Source organism: Demequina lutea, from assembly GCF_013409005.1.
GTDB lineage: Bacteria > Actinomycetota > Actinomycetes > Actinomycetales > Demequinaceae > Demequina > Demequina lutea.
On sequence record NZ_JACBZO010000001.1, the window covers coordinates 1,079,561 to 1,095,542 of the forward strand.

The 15,982-nt window shown below is 66.6% G+C and carries 14 protein-coding genes and 1 pseudogene; 8 read left to right on the forward strand and 7 right to left on the reverse strand.

All coding sequences use genetic code 11. The features are described from left to right. Positions 1-7 precede the first annotated feature (7 nt). Genes cydC through BKA03_RS05290 form a run of 4 tightly spaced genes read right to left on the reverse strand, consistent with a single transcriptional unit; the run spans position 8 to position 5,935 of the window. Positions 8-1,792, reverse strand: a complete 1,785-nt coding sequence (gene cydC, locus BKA03_RS05275) for a thiol reductant ABC exporter subunit CydC (RefSeq protein WP_083971969.1) — start codon at positions 1,790-1,792, stop codon at positions 8-10. Next, complete coding sequence (locus tag BKA03_RS05280) at positions 1,789-3,390, reverse strand: ABC transporter ATP-binding protein/permease (RefSeq protein WP_062075918.1); 1,602 nt, start codon at positions 3,388-3,390, stop codon at positions 1,789-1,791. The genes cydC and BKA03_RS05280 overlap by 4 nt, the downstream gene beginning before the upstream one ends. 7 nt (positions 3,391-3,397) lie before the next feature. Beyond that, complete coding sequence (gene cydB / locus BKA03_RS05285; protein WP_062075919.1) at positions 3,398-4,444, reverse strand: cytochrome d ubiquinol oxidase subunit II; 1,047 nt, start codon at positions 4,442-4,444, stop codon at positions 3,398-3,400. A gap of 18 nt (positions 4,445-4,462) precedes the next feature. Then, positions 4,463-5,935, reverse strand: a complete 1,473-nt coding sequence (locus BKA03_RS05290) for a cytochrome ubiquinol oxidase subunit I (RefSeq protein ID WP_062075920.1) — start codon at positions 5,933-5,935, stop codon at positions 4,463-4,465. A 516-nt stretch (positions 5,936-6,451) separates the two neighbouring features. Between BKA03_RS05290 and BKA03_RS05295 the strand changes: the two are divergent. The 5 genes and pseudogenes from BKA03_RS05295 to proB all read left to right on the forward strand — a co-directional run. After that, positions 6,452-8,647: pseudogene (locus BKA03_RS05295) on the forward strand (Rne/Rng family ribonuclease); the annotation flags it as partial. Between the two features lie 138 nt (positions 8,648-8,785). Next, positions 8,786-9,094, forward strand: coding sequence for a 50S ribosomal protein L21 (rplU, locus tag BKA03_RS05300; RefSeq protein WP_062075922.1), 309 nt, complete (start codon positions 8,786-8,788; stop codon positions 9,092-9,094). A gap of 14 nt (positions 9,095-9,108) precedes the next feature. After that, positions 9,109-9,360 carry a 50S ribosomal protein L27 gene (rpmA, locus tag BKA03_RS05305; protein WP_062075923.1) on the forward strand — a complete coding sequence of 84 codons (252 nt, stop codon included), beginning with the start codon at positions 9,109-9,111 and terminating at the stop codon, positions 9,358-9,360. Between the two features lie 108 nt (positions 9,361-9,468). Continuing rightward, positions 9,469-11,010 carry a GTPase ObgE gene (obgE, locus tag BKA03_RS05310; protein WP_062075924.1) on the forward strand — a complete coding sequence of 514 codons (1,542 nt, stop codon included), beginning with the start codon at positions 9,469-9,471 and terminating at the stop codon, positions 11,008-11,010. A gap of 30 nt (positions 11,011-11,040) precedes the next feature. Continuing rightward, the gene (proB, locus tag BKA03_RS05315; RefSeq protein ID WP_238579464.1) at positions 11,041-12,156 is read left to right on the forward strand and encodes a glutamate 5-kinase; all 1,116 of its coding nucleotides are present in this window, start codon (positions 11,041-11,043) and stop codon (positions 12,154-12,156) included. Here proB and BKA03_RS05320 read toward each other — a convergent pair. Continuing rightward, positions 12,100-12,588 carry a hypothetical protein gene (locus tag BKA03_RS05320; protein WP_152649620.1) on the reverse strand — a complete coding sequence of 163 codons (489 nt, stop codon included), beginning with the start codon at positions 12,586-12,588 and terminating at the stop codon, positions 12,100-12,102. The genes proB and BKA03_RS05320 overlap by 57 nt on opposite strands. Then, positions 12,585-13,334 (reverse strand): hypothetical protein, encoded by a 750-nt coding sequence (locus BKA03_RS05325; protein WP_062075926.1) that lies wholly within the window; start codon positions 13,332-13,334, stop codon positions 12,585-12,587. Before BKA03_RS05325 ends, BKA03_RS05320 begins: the two co-directional genes overlap by 4 nt. Before the next feature lie 124 nt (positions 13,335-13,458). Between BKA03_RS05325 and BKA03_RS05330 the strand changes: the two genes are divergently transcribed. The 3 genes from BKA03_RS05330 to BKA03_RS05340 are packed head-to-tail and all read left to right on the forward strand — an operon-like array spanning position 13,459 to position 15,319. After that, complete coding sequence (locus BKA03_RS05330) at positions 13,459-13,818, forward strand: PadR family transcriptional regulator (RefSeq protein ID WP_062075927.1); 360 nt, start codon at positions 13,459-13,461, stop codon at positions 13,816-13,818. After that, positions 13,815-14,639, forward strand: a complete 825-nt coding sequence (locus BKA03_RS05335; RefSeq protein ID WP_062075928.1) for an ATP-binding cassette domain-containing protein — start codon at positions 13,815-13,817, stop codon at positions 14,637-14,639. Before BKA03_RS05330 ends, BKA03_RS05335 begins: the two co-directional genes overlap by 4 nt. Beyond that, positions 14,636-15,319 (forward strand): ABC transporter permease, encoded by a 684-nt coding sequence (locus BKA03_RS05340; RefSeq protein WP_062075929.1) that lies wholly within the window; start codon positions 14,636-14,638, stop codon positions 15,317-15,319. The genes BKA03_RS05335 and BKA03_RS05340 overlap by 4 nt, the downstream gene beginning before the upstream one ends. Positions 15,320-15,333: 14 nt before the next feature. Here the strand turns inward: BKA03_RS05340 and BKA03_RS05345 are convergent, their stop codons facing one another. After that, on the reverse strand, positions 15,334-15,951 hold the full coding sequence (locus BKA03_RS05345; RefSeq protein ID WP_062075930.1) for an alpha/beta hydrolase: 618 nt from the start codon (positions 15,949-15,951) through the stop codon (positions 15,334-15,336). Positions 15,952-15,982: the final 31 nt, after the last annotated feature.

Genomic DNA, 15,982 nt, shown 5'->3' on the forward strand with positions numbered 1-15,982 from the left:
GAGAGGTCTAGTCGACATCGAGACTAACCACCTCATCAACGACGTCAAGAATCCCGAGGTCATGAGTGACGATCACGACGGACCTTCCTGCGGCCTTCATGGCCAGAACGAGGGAACGCAAAGCGTCGATCCCATCGGCGTCGAGATGCTCGGCGGGCTCATCGATGAGGTGCAAGGGCGCGGGGCTGAGAAGCGCCCGAGCAAGCAGAAGTCGACGCCGTTCCCCGCCAGACACGGTGAGCGCTCCCGCGCCGAGGATCGTGTCGAGACCTGGTGGCTGAGACGCGAGCCATGGTTCCAACCCCACCGCACGGAGAGCATCGGCGGCCTGTTCCGGCGTGACGTCGCCCCGGGCGACACGCAGGTTTTCCAGGATGGTGGTGCCGAAGACGTGCGCGTCCTCGGGGGTGATCGCGATCGTGTGTCCCAGTGTCGCTGCCGTGACGGGTGCACCGCCGACCGTTACAGAACCCGCCGCGGGGCGCAGCACCCCGGCGATGGTCAGCAACAACGTCGTCTTGCCGATGCCCGAGCGACCGACGATTCCTAGCGCGCCCCCGGGCCGCAGGGTTGTCGTCACCGGCCTCGTGGGCCTCATTGCGGGCCATGCCGCGCTGAGACCGTTGAGGGCAAGGGTGAGGTCATCGGTCGCAGGGGCGGCCATTGCGGGCGCTGACGCGGCCTCTTCGCGGGCGTGCTCGCCGTCGTCGGCGCTCTTGCCCTCGTCACCATTGACTTGGCCGCTCTCGCCCTCGGGCGTGATCGCAAGCACCCTGCGCGCGGCGGCGGCCGAGCGGAACGCTTGAACCACAGCCCCTGGCACCGCGCTGACCGCCTCGAACGCACTCAGGGGCAAGAGCGCAACAATGGCTGCGGTGGTAGGCGGCAGGCCCGCGTGGTGCGCGGCGGTGACCGCGAGCCACAGTGCGACAACGAGCGCAACACCTTGGGACGCCTGGATGACGGCCGCGGCCCATGCGGCGGGTCGTGCCGCGAGCTCGGAGGCGTCTTCGGCATCGCGGTCCGCCGCGCGGAGCTCGGCAAGGGCGTCGTCGCGTCTGCCCCACACCCTGTTTTCGATCGCGCCTTCGATAGCCTCCAGCGTCGCTGTGGAGACTCGAGCGGCGGCCACCGTGCCGGCCTCGGCCGCAAGCTTCGCCGAGCGCCACGTGAGCGCACCGCCGAGCACCGCGGCGGCGGCTAGACACAAGGCGAGCGCGAGGCCCGCGAGGGGGAGGCACGCGGTCGTGATCGCCACGGCGATCAGGCTGACCGTTGCCGCCACCCCCAAGGGGACGATTGAGCGCACCACCGCATCGCCCATCGCGTCGATGTCGCCGCCCATGCGCGCCACGATGTCGCCGCGTTTGAGGCTCAGAACGCGTGAGGCGTCGGATTGCGCGACCCTGTCGTAGGTGCGCGTCCTGAGCGCGACGACTCCGCTCAGCGCCGTCTCATGGCTGGCGAGGCGCTCAAGGTAGCGGAACACGCCCCTCGCGATGCCGAAGAAGCGCACCGAGACGGCCGCGACAGCCAGCGCGGCGGGGGAGGGCATCTGGGCCGCCTCGGCGATGAGCCACGCCGCCACGGCAGCCAATCCGATTGCCGAGCCGAGCGCCATCGTTCCGGCGCCGACCGACGTTGCGATCCGTAGCGGTCGGACCTCTGCCTCGCGCAGCAGGCTCCTGACGTTCAGCCGAGGCGGTGCGGCCGACGCTGCGGTCGGCACTGCGGTCGATGCTGCGGACCCGTCTCGCTTGGCGCCGCGGGCCGCGTGTGGGGCCGTGTTCATGACGATGCTCCCGGCGCGACGGCGGTGCGTGTGGCGCGAACATCGACGACGAGGTCGGCGGCCGCGATCAGGAGCGGATCATGAGTGGCCGCGATGACGGTGACGCCCGCGCGGGCCGCTGTCGCGAGGCGGGCGATGAGCCGCTCGCGTGCGGCGCCGTCGAGGTGTGCGGTGGGTTCATCGAGCAGGAACACGGAACGCCCCGAGGTGAGCGCGTGGTCATAGGCAAGCAGCTGACGTTGGCCGAGGCTGAGTGACCGCCCCTCGATACCCAGTTCCGGGCGTTGGGGCACCCAGGCACACTGAGCTGTCCAAGCGTCGGCGTCCGCATCGGCGAGATCGCGGGCGGTGTCACCGTGACCCGCGAGCACGCTCCCCGAGTCCGGAGGGAGGAGTCCGGCAATGGCGAGCAGGGCCGTGGACTTGCCCTCGCCATTGGGCCCACGCAGCACAGTGAGTGATCCTGGTGCCGCCGTGAACGTCAGGCCGGAAGGTGCAAGGCGCGAGCCGTCGGGGGTAGCAACCGACATGGAATCGACGACCAAGGGGAGCGCCTCGAGGGATACGGAAAGCCCTCCGGGAGTGCCCACGCGGACAGGTTCCTGTTCGAGGAGGCTCAAGGCGCCATCGGCCGCCGCCATACCATCGGCCGAGGCGTGGAAGTGGGTGCCCACGTTCCGCAGCGGCAAGTAGACCTCCGGGGCGAGGATGAGGACCGCGAGCGCGGTCTCGATCGACACGTTCCCGTCGATCAGGCGGAAGCCGAGAGTCACGGCGACGATGGCGACCGACAGCGTGGTGAGCAGCTCGAGCACAAATCCGGACATGAAGGCGATGCGGAGGGACCCCATGGTCGCCTTGCGCGCCGCGTTGCCAAGGTCGCGAACCCGGGTTGCGGGGCCGCGCTCCCGGCCCAAGGCGCGCAGCGTTGGCACGCCCGAGATGAGGTCGAGGGTGCGCGCGCCGAGCCGTTCCATGGCCTCCAGGTGCTTCTGCGAGTGATCCCTGGTGACCAGGCCCACCAGGATCATGAACAGCGGAACGAGGGGCAGGGTGAGCGCGGCAATGAGGGCGGAGATCCAGTCAAGACCGAGCACGACGACGAGCATGAGCGGCGTCACCGTCGCCGCGAGCATCAATTGCGGAAGGTAGCGCACGAAGTAGGGGAGCAGGCCGTCGAGGCCGCGCGTGACCGTCGTGACCACCTCGGTGCCCTTGCCTGTGGCGAGCCACCTGGGCCCCATCGATGCGGCGTGGTCGACGACCGCCTCGCGCAGCTCAGAGATCACCCTGGTGCCCGCACGGTGCGCGAGCCGCTCCTGGACCCACACGATCACGACGCGGGCCAAGACGACGGCCGCAAGCAAGGGAAGCCCCTTAGCCAGGTCGCGTGCATCGACCGGCACAATCCGGCCAAGCGGGCCCAAACCATCCTTGGCCAGGGCCGACGGGGCAAGCACCACGGCGAGCATGCGCGCCACGAGCAGCGCCTGAACCAGGATGGTGAAAGCGGTCAGAAAGCCAAGCACCGCCGTTACGGTGACGTAACGGCGGGCTGGCCCGATCCGCGCCAAGAGGCGCGGGTCGATCGGTTTCATAGGGTCCTTAGGCGCTCTTGGTGAAGAACTTGAGCTCGTTGTGCTCGGGGATCAGTTCTTCCGAGAGACGACGCTTGAACACCCAGTACGACCACGCCTGGTAGGCCAGGACCATCGGCGTGAAGATTCCGGCAACCCATGTCATGACGACGAGCGTCGTGTGCGACGAAGAGGCTACGAGTCCTGGTGCGCCGTGAACGATGAGGTTGTAGGCGGGGTCCGTGCTGGACGGCATCACGTTGGGGAACAGGGCGCCGAAGATGAGCGTCACCGCGCCGATGACCGCGACGACGTTCGCGATGAACGCCCAGCCAAACTTGCCTGTCCAGCTGAACCATGCGGCGCCGATGAGCCCGGCCGCGGCGACCACGAGTGCACCCCACGTCCAGGCGTTGTTGGAGTATGCGAGCTGGAGCCACAGGGCCCACACCGCACCTACAACAACCGCGCCGATGGAGAACTTCTTGGCCCAGGCCGCGGCGCGGTCCATGACCTCGCCCTTGGTCTTGAGCGCCAGGAAGATCGAGCCGTGGCTCAGGAAGATCGCAAGCGTCGTGAGCCCTCCCACCAGCGCGAACGGGTTGAGCAGGTTGAAGAATCCGCCCGTGTAGGTGCCCGTGCTGTCGATCGGCACGCCGCGCACGATGTTGGCGAAAGCGACGCCCCACAGGATCGAGGGGATCCACGACGAGATGGTGATGGCGAGGTCCCAGCGGTTGCGCCAGGTCTCGTCATTGATCTTGGAGCGATACTCGATCGCTACTGCGCGCACGATGAGCGCGAGCAGGATGAGGAACAGCGGCAGGTAGAAGCCCGAAAACAGCGTCGCGTACCACTCGGGGAAGGCGGCGAACATCGCGCCTCCCGCCGTGAGGAGCCATACCTCGTTGCCGTCCCACACGGGGCCGATGGAGTTGAGAAGCACGCGCTTGCCCTTGGGCGTCTTTCCGACGATGGGCATGAGCATGCCGACGCCGAAGTCGAAGCCCTCGAGAACCAGGTAACCGGTCCAGAGAACACCGATGAGGATGAACCAGAAGACTGCGAGATCCATGATGTGATCCTTTCGGGCCTAGTAGCCGAACGACAGGGGGTGGTCGTCGTCGTCGTTGACGATCGGTTCGGCGAACTCCGGGGCGCCCTCCTGGGCATAACGCCTGATCAGGCGGAACCAGAAGACGCCGAGGATGGCGTAGATGAGCGTGAAAACGACCATTGAGAGGCCCACCTCGAACGCGCTCACGGCCTTGGAGACGCCGTGTTGGGTCAGCAGGAAGACGGAATCAACGCCGTCGACGAAGGCTGACGGATTGGGCGCCACTACGAAGGGTTGGCGGCCCATTTCGGTGAAGATCCACCCGAAAGAGGCGCCGATGAACGGCGCGCCGATCGACCACACTGCCAACTTGGAGAACCACGTCTGGTTGGTGATCTTGCCCTTGCGCGTCAGCCAGAGTCCCGCGAGAGCGGTAGCGGCCGCAAAGGCCGCGAAGCCGATCATGAGGCGGAACGACCAGTAGGTCACCGCTAGGTTCGGCAGGTAATCAGGCGTTGCCTTGTAGCCCGGGTACTTCGTCGCGTACTCGGCTTGCAACGCGTTCGTGCCTTTGACCGTGGCGTTGAAGTCACCCGTGGCGAGGTAAGACGTGAGGCCGGGGATTGCGATGAGGTGCTTCACCGACGCGGGGTTGTCGCCCGCGAGGTTTCCGATCGCCAACAGCGAGAAGTCGGCGCCCGTCTCCGTGTTGATGAGACCCTCGGCTGCGGCCATCTTGATGGGCTGCTGCTTGAACATGAGCTTGGCCTGCAGGTCTCCGGTGTAGATCACGCCGACCCCGGCGATGATCATCACAACCGCGCCCATGCGCACCGCCGTGCGATACAGGGGGATGTCCGCGTCGTCCTTGTTGGCGCGGTTCTTCTTGACGAGCCAGAAGGCGCCGATGCCGGCAACGAATCCTCCGGCGACGAGGAATGCCGTCGTGATGACGTGGGGGAAGGCCAGCAGCGTCGTGTTGTTGCCGAGAACCTCCCAGATGTTCTTCATCTCCGCGCGGCCGGTCTTGGGGTTGAAGGCGGTGCCAACCGGGTGTTGCATCCACGAGTTGGCGGCGAGGATGAAGTATGCGGAGAGGTTGGTGCCGATGGCGAAGAGCCACACCACCGTCAGGTGCACCTTCTTAGAGAGGCGGTCCCAACCGAAGATCCACAGGCCCAGGAACGTCGACTCAAGGAAGAACGCGATGAGCGCCTCCATGGCCAGCGGGGCGCCGAAGATGTCGCCAACGTAGCGCGAGTACTCGGCCCAGTTCATGCCGAACTGGAACTCCTGCACGATGCCGGTGGCAACGCCAAGCGCGAAGTTGATGAGCAGCAACTTGCCGTAGAACTTCGTGAGACGCAGCCACTTCTCTTTGCCCGTACGTACCCATGCGGTCTGCATGATCGCGACGAGGACGGAAAGGCCAAGGGTGAGCGGGACAAGAACGAAGTGGTAGACGGTGGTGATGCCGAATTGCCAGCGCGCGAGTTCTAGCGCATCCATGGCAGATCCTCCTTTGGGTCGTGGCGACAAACTACCTCGGGGGGTATCCCGGCGAACTGGGACTCAGGTCCCGGGTGTCCGTGACCTCAAGCCCGGGTCCCGGATGCGGTGTCCCGGAAGTGTCCCGGGCGTGTGTGTGAGCGAGTGTGCCAGTAAAATGCGGCGAGCGGGAAATCGCGAAAACTAGTTGCTGGCTTCGACTCCCTGGGGGCACGGTCCCAGGAAGATTTGGGGGACCAGGAGTCCCGTGTCGGTCGCCAAAGGTTCGTGGAAACGTCACGAAGGTCCGCGGCGAACGCCTCACGTATGTCACAATGGTCCCAGGTCCGCGCTTCGCCACACGGAGTGCCCACCACGCGACAGACGCACCGGCCTTGGCAGCCGGCGGTTCATACCGCCAGGCGCCGCCCCCGGAGTTGCCCGCCGCGACCACCAGACTTCCGTCACCTCGAGTGACGACCGAAGAGAACGCAGGGAATCGCGTGTGGGCGATTCCTCAGCGATGAGGTACCCGCTTTGAGCGAGGACAACGTAATTTCTCCCAACGCCGTGATCTTCCAGGCGCCCGCACCGGCACCCGAGAAGCCAGCCCGCGTCTCGAGGCGCGCATCGGCACCAGCCGGGCCCCCCGTCGTCGCGCCTGCCGCGAGCAAGGAGCCGGCGGAGCAGGGCGAAACGAAGCCAAAGGCGACCCGTTCTCGCTCTCGTAAGGCCGCCGTGCCCGCGGAAGCTCCCGCGGACCGCGAGCCAAAGCAGGCTCGGTCCGAAGACTCGGACAGCTCGTCCTCGCCGTCCGAGTCCGCTCAGGGCGATGACGATGGTGATGACTCGGCAGGCGCGAGGCGCCGCCGCCGGCGTGGCGGCCGTGGCCGTGGCCGGCGTACCGCTCACGACGACGGTCAGGACAACAACACAGACGAGTCGAAGGACGACGCCGACGCCGACGCCGACGGCACCGACGACTCCTCGTCGGATGACGCCGAAAATGATGGTGAGGGAGGCCCCTCGTCACGCAGGCGCCGCCGCAGCCGCAGCACCAGGACCCCGCGAGCGAGTGCGAGCGCGAGTTCGAGTGCCTCGAACGACGACAATCTCCAAGGGTCGACGCGCCTCCAGGCGAAGCGCCAGCGTCGTCGCGAAACCCGTGATGGCTCACGCCGTCGCCCCGTAATTTCTGAGGCCGAGTTCCTCGCCAGGCGCGAGTCGGTCAAGCGCGACATGATCGTGCGCGACAAGGACGGTCGAGTCCAGATCGCCGTTCTCGAAGACGACGTGCTCGTCGAGCACTACGTGTCTCACCAGGCGCAACAGTCGATGGCGGGCAACGTCTACTTGGCCCGCGTGCAGAACGTGCTTTCCGGCATGGAGGCCGCGTTCGTCGATGTGGGTCGTGGCCGCAACGCCGTGCTCTATGCGGGCGAGGTCAACTGGGACGCGGCAGGCCTTGATGGCAGGCCCAAGCGCATCGAGTTGGCGCTCAAGCCAGGCGACACCGTCATGGTCCAGGTCACCAAGGACCCCATCGGGCACAAGGGTGCACGCGTCACGTCGCAAATCTCCCTCGCGGGCCGCTTCCTGGTCTACGTGCCCGGTGGCGGAGTGACCGGCATCAGCCGCAAGCTGCCCGAGAACGAGCGCAATCGCCTCAAGAAGCTCCTGCGCGAGGTGATTCCCGCCGATGCAGGCGTGATCGTCCGCACGGCGGCCGAGGGCGCGTCGGAGGACGAGCTTCGCGCAGACGTCGAGCGTCTCAAGCGCCAGTGGGAAAGCATCGAAGCCGAGGCCGCAAACACGAAGGCGCCCGCGCTGTTGCGTGGCGAGCCCGACATGGCAATTCGCGTTGTCCGCGACATCTTCAACGAGGACTTCGAGTCGCTCACCATTCAGGGTGACGACACCTGGAACTCGCTGAGCGCCTACGTGGGCCAGGTCGCTCCCGACCTCGCCACGCGGCTGCACAAGTTCCACGGCGACGGCGATGTCTTCTACGACCACCGCATCGACGAGCAGCTTTCCAAGGGCATGGACCGCAAGGTCTGGCTTCCCTCGGGCGGCTCGCTCGTGATCGACCGCACCGAGGCGATGACCGTCATCGACGTCAATACCGGCAAGTTTGTGGGTAAGGGCGGCACTCTCGAAGAGACGATGACACTCAACAACCTTGAGGCGGCCGAAGAGATCGTGCGTCAGCTCAGGCTGCGCGACATCGGCGGCATCATCGTCATCGACTTCGTCGACATGCTTCTCGAGGCGAACCGTGACCGCGTGTTGCGCCGTCTCATCGAGGGCCTCAGCAGGGACCGCACCAAGCACCAGGTGGCCGAGGTCACCTCGCTCGGTCTGGTGCAGATGACGCGCAAGCGCGTCGGCCAGGGCCTCGTCGAGGCGTTCTCGACCACGTGCGAGCACTGCAAGGGTCGCGGCTTCTTGGTCCACGGCGAGCCGGTGGGCGAGTCGTCCGAGCCGCAGCCGGAGCCCGCCCAGCGTCGTCGCGCATCGCGTGCGAAGGCCAAGGCCGACGAGCCCAAGACGCCCGCCGCCGAGACCCACGCGCTCGACGACCGCGAAGAAGCGCGAGCGGCCGTCAAGGCCACCCTCGCGTCGATTGCCGCGGCCGCTGAGAAGGCCCATGTGCATGGCGAAGACGAGCATGTCGAGCCGCAAGAGGTCCTTTTGATTGAAGCGGAGGACGCGCCCCTCGCGTCAGATTGACCCAAGGCGCCGCGGACGGTATCGTTGTCCCTCGGCGCGGAAGCGTCTTGCCCTGCCTGCGCCCCCCTCAGGGGAGCGGCTGCGGCGGGAAAAACGGGGCCCACAAGGCCACACGAACGATCTTCAGAGGAATTCATCATGGTGTACGCGATTGTCAAGGCCGGCGGCCGTCAGGAGAAGGTGTCCGTTGGCGACATCGTCGTCATGGACCGCCTGAAGGCGACCATTGGCGCTTCGGTCGAACTGCAGGCGCTCCTGCTGGTTGACGGCGACAAGATCACGTCGGACGCCGCCGAACTGGCCAAGGTGAAGGTCACGGCTGAGGTTGTGCGCGAAGAGCGCGGACCCAAGATCATCATCCTCAAGTTCAAGAACAAGACCGGTTACCGCAAGCGCGCCGGTCACCGCCAGGACCTGACCCGTCTCAAGGTCACCGGAATTAAGTAAGCGGGAGCTCACTCATGGCACACAAAAAGGGCGCGAGCTCCTCGCGCAACGGTAGGGATTCCAACGCCCAGTACCTGGGCGTCAAGCGCTTCGGCGGCCAGTCCGTCAACGCGGGCGAGATCCTGATTCGCCAGCGCGGCACGCACCACCACCCGGGCCTGAACGTTGGCCGCGGCAAGGACGACACCCTGTTTGCGCTCATTACCGGCGTGGTGGCCTTCGGTCAGCGCCGCGGCCGCAAGGTCGTGGACGTGGTCTCCAACTAGGTACACATCTTCGGCAGGGGCGTCACCGTTGGTGGCGCCCCTGTTCTTTTTAACGACAGGTCCATTTCTCGACCCGCTCGCCCGCTCGCCCGCTAGCCAGGAGGAACCGTGGCCACGTTCGTCGATCGCGTCGTGCTCAACGTCTCCGCCGGCTCCGGTGGCCGCGGTATTGCGTCGGTGCACCGCGAAAAGTTCAAGCCCCTCGGCGGCCCCGACGGCGGCACCGGCGGGCGTGGCGGCTCCGTGATCGTCTACGTAGACGCCCAGATGACGACGCTTCTCGACTACCACCACGCGCCCCACCGCAGGGCCGACAACGGCAGGCAGGGCGCCGGAAACTGGCGCCACGGAGCGAGCGCCGACGACCTGCGGCTCGCCGTGCCCAACGGCACGATCGTGGTATCGATGGACGGAGAGGTGCTCGCCGACCTCGTCGGCGAGGGCGCCGAGTTCGTAGTCGCTGCGGGCGGCCGTGGAGGCCTAGGCAACGCGGCCCTCGCGTCGCTCAAGCGCAAGGCACCTGGCTTCGCTCTCTTGGGAGAGCCTGGCGAAGAGGCCAGCGTGACGCTCGAGCTCAAGTCGATCGCCGACGTCGCACTTGTCGGTTACCCCAGTTCGGGCAAGTCATCGATCATCGCCGCGATGAGCGCGGTCCGCCCCAAGATCGCGGAGTACCCCTTCACGACGCTCGTACCCAACCTCGGCGTGGTCGCCGCGGGCGCCAGCCGCTTCACAATGGCGGACGTGCCTGGTCTCATCCCCGGTGCCTCCGAGGGCAAGGGCCTCGGCCACGACTTCTTGCGCCACATCGAGCGCTGCTCCGTGATCGCACACGTGCTCGACACCGCGACGCTGGAGGCCGACCGCGACCCGGTCAAGGACCTCGAGGTCATCTCCGAGGAGTTGCGCGCGTATTCGGGCGATGCCCACATTGCCGGGGTGCCCTTGGCGGAGCGCCCCCAGGTGATCGTGCTCAACAAGGTCGACATTCCCGATGGCCGGGAACTCGCCAAGATCGTGCGCGAAGACCTCGACAAGCTTGGCATGCCGATCTTCGAGGTGAGCGCCGTGAGCCACGAGGGCCTCGACGCCTTCGGCTACGCCTTGGCCGCCATGATTGCGGACGAGCGCGCCAAGAAGCCCGAACTTGAGCGCGCGCCCATCGTCTTGCGTCCCAAGGCCGTCGACGACGCCGCTTTCACCGTCACGCACGTGCGCGACGGCGCGGAGGACTTTTACCAGATTCGCGGAATCAAGCCCGAGCGTTGGGTGCGCCAGACCGACTTCACGAACGACGAGGCGGTGGGCTACCTCGCGGACCGCCTGGCGCGGCTCGGCGTCGAGGACGAGTTGTTTAGGGCGGGCGCCATTCCTGGCTCCCAAGTGGTCATCGGCACGCGCGAGACGGGCGTGTTGTTCGACTGGGAGCCCACCATGGCCGCCGGTGCGGAGTTGCTCGGCAGGCGCGGCACCGACCTCAGGGTCGAGGAGATGGAGCGCTCCGCTCGCGCCACGCGCAATGAGAAGCGCGCCGAGCACAAGGATCGCATGGACGCGAAGTCGGCGGCGCGTGAGGAACTGTGGACCGAGAGGGATGCGGGACACTGGACCGACCCCGCTGAAGACGACCAAGAGATCGCGGGCGAGTAACCCACGCGAGACGATTTGTCGGGAGGCGAAGTGAGCGAGCTGCGAGCCGTCATCGCTCAGGCGCGGCGCATCGTTGTCAAGATTGGCTCCTCTTCGCTCACGGGTGACGACGGTCGCCTCTCCGAGGACGCCGTGGGCCGTCTGGCCGATGCCTTGGCCGCCGAGCGCTCGCGCGGGCGCCAGGTCATTCTTGTCACGTCGGGAGCCATCGCCGCAGGCATCGGCCCCATGGGTCTTCCTGCCAGGCCCCGCGACCTCGAACTGCAGCAGGCCGCAGCATCGGTGGGCCAAGGAATTCTGATCGCGGCGTATTCGGCGGCGTTCGCACGCCACGGACTCACCGTCGGTCAGGTGTTGCTCACGACCGAGGACATGGTGCGGCGCACGCACTACGGCAACGCCCAGCGTGCGCTCAACCGCCTGCTCGAACTGGGAATCGTGCCCATCGTCAACGAGAACGACACCGTCGCGACTGATGAGATTCGCTTTGGTGACAACGATCGCCTGGCGGCCCTGGTGGCGACGGTGGCCCACGCCGACGCGCTCGTGCTCCTCACGGACGTCGACGGCCTCTACACGGCGGCCCCCGACACTCCTGGGGCCGAGCGGATCGACGACGTCAAGGCGCCCGAGGACGTTGCCGGGATCGACATTTCGCGGCGCGGCTCCGCGCTGGGCACGGGCGGGATGATCACCAAACTCGAGGCCGCGTCGCTCGCTACCGCCTCCGGGGTCGCCGTGGTGCTTGCCTCGGCCGACGATGTGGCCGACGCGATCGCGGGCCGTCACGTGGGCACCCTGTTTCACATCACGGGCAAGCGAGACACGACGCGCCTCCAGTGGCTCGCTCACGCGGCCAAGATTCGCGGTGGCTTCGTGCTCGATGACGGCGCCGTGAGGGCCGTGAAGGGCCGCAAGGCGTCGCTCCTCGCCGCCGGTGTCGTCGAGGTCCAAGGGGCCTTCGAGGCGGGGGAGCCCGTCGAGCTGCTCACGCGTGCCGGTGCGGCGGTCGCGAGGGGCTTTGCCGGCTTCTCCGCCGAGGACGCGGCCCGCATGAAGGGCCTGTCGACCGACGCGTTGCGAGAGAAACTAGGGGAGCACTTCGCTCACGCGCTCATCCACATCGACGACCTCGTGGTGCTGTAGGCGGCCGTGCCGTAGGCGGCGACCCCCCACCCGCAAATGGCTCAATCTGTACCGGTTTTCGGCCCCAATTAGTCCCGGGTGGCGCATTTCGTTCCACGTTGCGCCCGCGGCGGCCACGGCCAATCCTGCAGCGAGTGCCGTGATCGTCCATGGCATCGGTAGCGGCAAGGGCTTGGGCAGGAACGTGTACGGCGCGATCTGGTGGACCCACGCGGCGTGAGCCAGCGCTGCAACGGTGACGGTGACGATGCCGGCGACTGGTGGAAGCAGGATGATAAGCGCGCCGTCACGCCAAGCGGCAAGCCCGCGACGTCGGGCGAGCAGCGCCCACCACGCCACGCCTGCCGCGGCGAGCAACACGGCGAGAGCCATCCACCAGTTCCCGTAGTACCACGGATGCGGTAGAGGTGCATCGCCCTCCTCGACTGTCACGTCCGGGAGGACGGACGTGACAAGTTCGGGTGCGCCGTTCCAATGGATTGTGCCGATGGCGGCGATATCGTGCTTACCAATGATCGCAGGGAGTGCGGCAGCGAGACGACAACGTACGGGCTCCCGATGACGAAAGTCGGATAGCCCGCCGCGACCGTCGAAAACGGGATGTACGTCGTGGCGATCGCGGTCAACCCAGTCACCGTGAAGTGGAGGGGCGCGAACGTGTCCGCGGGGTCGCGGTCCTTGGGCAGCACGGTGTCTCCCACGTCCACGCCGAGTTGCGTTGCCAGGTCCGCGTTCAAGGCAATCTCGTCCCCCGCACGCGGCGCCCTGCCCGCGACCATAGGAGCCTCGCCGCTGCTTCGCGCATAGACCTTTATTGCCTTGAGGCTCAGCCCAATCCGCAAGGGCGCATCCGGCAAAGGGTGCTCGGCGTCCGGCGCGGAAAGCACCTTCACGATCACGTTTGCCGTGAAAAACCAATCCTCGCCGGCGTTGTCGAGGTTCTCGGTGATCGTGACAAGGTCGGCGGCGTCGGCACATACCAAGCTCGGCATGCGGTTGCACGCCGTGCCCGGGTCTGGCGAATGGTTGCCAATGGAGACCGTCGCCATGTGATCGGTGTCGGCAAGCTCCCACTGTGCGGTTTCGGCCGTGATGCGCTCGAAGTGCGCGACAACGAAGCCAAAGCACATGAGCACGCTGGCGACAGCGCCGGCGACAATCGAGAACCCCACCCTCATGGTTCAAACCTAGCGCGGGGCTCTTCGTGCTCTTGGCTTCGTCTCGACCAATCGATCGCAGCCCTTCAGCGAGAGTCCCGTTGTCAGTTAGACTGTCTACCGGTAGGAAGTTAGGCTGACTACCATGGATCGAGACATGTGGCGTCAGTGGCTTCACGGGTTCCTCGACCTGTGCTTGCTCTCCCTCTTGGACGAGCAAAGGGATTACGGCAGGGGGCTCGCTGAGCGCCTGGCGCTCGGGGGACTCGATGATGTCCCCGGCGGCACGATGTATCCCGCTCTCTTAAGGCTCGAGAAGCAGGGGCTTGTCCTGACCGACCGGGTGACTTCTGCGTCGGGACCGCCGCGAAAGTACTACGACCTCACTCCGCTAGGCCGGTCCGTCATGAATGATCGCAAGGACTCGTGGAAGACCTTCCGTGCGGCAGTGGACTCCGTGGTGGATTCGCCCGCGCAAAGTCGCTCGCCGGGCAGGCGAGGGTGACCGCCGCCGAAGAGTGGGCCGAGCGGCTCCGCGCGCGGCTCACCGAGGTGGGCGTCGACGCCCGCCAAGCCGACGCGCTCGCGGAGGATGCGATGGCGGAGGCGCTTTCGGAGGGCGCCGAACCGGCAGACATGTTTGGGCCTGCGGTGTCATACGCGGGAACCCTGGCACGGATCTCGAGGTCCGCCGATCAACCTCCGCAGCTGCACAGGGAGGTCGGTCCCGTCGTGCTTCGGCTCCGCCAGGTATCAAAGCGGTACCGGCGTCGCGATGTGCTCCGAGGCATCGACTTGACACTGCGCGCAGGCGAGGTCGCGGCCGTAGTGGGCGCGAACGGCAGCGGGAAGTCAACGCTCCTGCGGATCTGCGCGGGGCTCACCAGGGCGACCTCTGGCTCGGTGGAGCGCACGGCATCGTTGGGTTACTCGCCGCAGCACGAGGGAGTTTCGGGCTTCATCACCGCAGACGATCACTTCAGACTGTTTGGTGCGGCGTACAAGATGAGGCCATCCGAGTCGGTGGCGATTGGTCGGGGCCTTGCCGCACGTTTGGGCTGGAGCCCGCGGCAGGGGGTGGTTGCAGCGCACATGTCGGGCGGGACCCAGCAGAAGCTCAACGTCGTTCTCGGCGAACTTGGGCGGCCGGAGTTGATCCTGCTGGACGAGCCCTACCAGGGGTTCGACGAGGACTCGTATCTGGACTTTTGGGAGCAGGTCTTTCGCTGGAGAGACGGCGGCGCGGGTGTGCTCGTCGTCACGCATTTACTGAGGGATGTCGACCGAGTTGACCACGTTCTCGAATTGCGAGGAATGGACGAATGACCATGGTGATCGCAGTGGCTTCCGCAAGTCTGCGGGAGCTTGCACGCAGGCGCGTCGCGCTCCTTTTCATCTTCCTTCTTCCTCTGGCCCTGTACACCGCCCGACTTGACGTGCCATGGCAAGCGCTCCGGATGCTCGCACTCGGTGTGGGATGGGCGATCGCGACGCTCTCGCTCTTTGTCCATGTGTCGGCGAGACCTTTGGACCAGCGGCTCGCGGCGATTGGGGCGTCGCCAACGGCGCTGTTTCTAGGCCGCCAACTCGCGCTTATCGCAGTAGGCCTGGTGCTCGCGGGAAGCTACTTTGCCGTCGCGGCCCTCAACCCGGACGGTGTGGCGCGCATCGGCGGCGTTGGGCTGTTGCTCGTGACCACCACGCTCATAGGGGCGCCACTCGGGGCCCTCGTGAGCCTGATCATCACGCGTGAACTGGAGGGTGCGCTCGCGCTCTTGACGGTCATGGCCGTGCAACTGCTGATCGACCCTGCGCGACCCATAGCCAAGCTATTGCCGATGTGGTCGACTCGCGAGCTATCCACCTATGCGATCGAAGACGATGGCCAACACGCGCTCGGCTCCGGATTGGCTCACTTCGCGATAGCGGTGACCGTATGTTTTGTGTTGGCCTGGGCGGCGAGCATGATGCGGCTGCGCCCGGTGAGGATCGCTCGTCCGGCCTGATGCGTACTCGCGGGCTAGTGACGCGCGAGGTGGGCCTTCACGTCGGCGAGCTCTTGGTCGTTGACGGAGTGGGGGAGTCCCTCGTAGATCCGCACCGTCAGCGCCGTCAAGGCGTCCAGCCGCGCCGATGCCGCGGCAACCAGAGAGGGCGGGATCACAGTGTCGGCCGTGCCTCGGCCCCAGAAGACTGCGGGGCGTTCCTCGGCGAGGCGAGCGTCGGCCGGTTGGGGTCCGTCCAGCACGAAGCCGCTGAGGATCACCGTGTCCGCGATGCGCTCTGGCCTGGTGCGCAAGAGCTGAGTCGCCATGCACCCTCCCTGCGAAAAGCCGACGACGATGAGTTTGGTCTCCGGATCGACGTTCTCGTCGACCCACTGCCACACGATGTTTGTCGCGTCCTCGACGGGCTCGCGCGCGATGTCGAGCTCCTGGTCGAGAGGGAACCACGCGTACGCGCCCTCGCCCAATTCGAGGGGCGCACGCAGCGACGCCATCGGCGCGTCGACGCCCAATTGCGCGACGATGCCGGGCAGGTCGCGCTCGTTGGAGCCGAAGCCGTGCAGCAGGAGCACGACGGTGTCGGGGCGGGGGCGGGACGCCCAGTCGGGGCTGTACAGGGCTACGAGGGTCATGTTTCCAGGATACGGGCCGGTGCCACGCCGA

Excerpts from the sequence above, each read along its gene's own strand:
- rplU (WP_062075922.1), top strand. The coding sequence starts at position 8,786 with ATGGTGTACGCGATTGTCAAGGCCGGCGGCCGTCAGGAGAAGGTGTCC.
- cydC (WP_083971969.1), bottom strand. The coding sequence starts at position 1,792 with ATGAACACGGCCCCACACGCGGCCCGCGGCGCCAAGCGAGACGGGTCC.
- cydB (WP_062075919.1), bottom strand. The coding sequence starts at position 4,444 with ATGGATCTCGCAGTCTTCTGGTTCATCCTCATCGGTGTTCTCTGGACC.
- BKA03_RS05325 (WP_062075926.1), bottom strand. The coding sequence starts at position 13,334 with ATGAGGGTGGGGTTCTCGATTGTCGCCGGCGCTGTCGCCAGCGTGCTC.
- BKA03_RS05280 (WP_062075918.1), bottom strand. The coding sequence starts at position 3,390 with ATGAAACCGATCGACCCGCGCCTCTTGGCGCGGATCGGGCCAGCCCGC.
- rpmA (WP_062075923.1), top strand. The coding sequence starts at position 9,109 with ATGGCACACAAAAAGGGCGCGAGCTCCTCGCGCAACGGTAGGGATTCC.
- BKA03_RS05330 (WP_062075927.1), top strand. The coding sequence starts at position 13,459 with ATGGATCGAGACATGTGGCGTCAGTGGCTTCACGGGTTCCTCGACCTG.
- BKA03_RS05290 (WP_062075920.1), bottom strand. The coding sequence starts at position 5,935 with ATGGATGCGCTAGAACTCGCGCGCTGGCAATTCGGCATCACCACCGTC.
- BKA03_RS05345 (WP_062075930.1), bottom strand. The coding sequence starts at position 15,951 with ATGACCCTCGTAGCCCTGTACAGCCCCGACTGGGCGTCCCGCCCCCGC.
- BKA03_RS05340 (WP_062075929.1), top strand. The coding sequence starts at position 14,636 with ATGACCATGGTGATCGCAGTGGCTTCCGCAAGTCTGCGGGAGCTTGCA.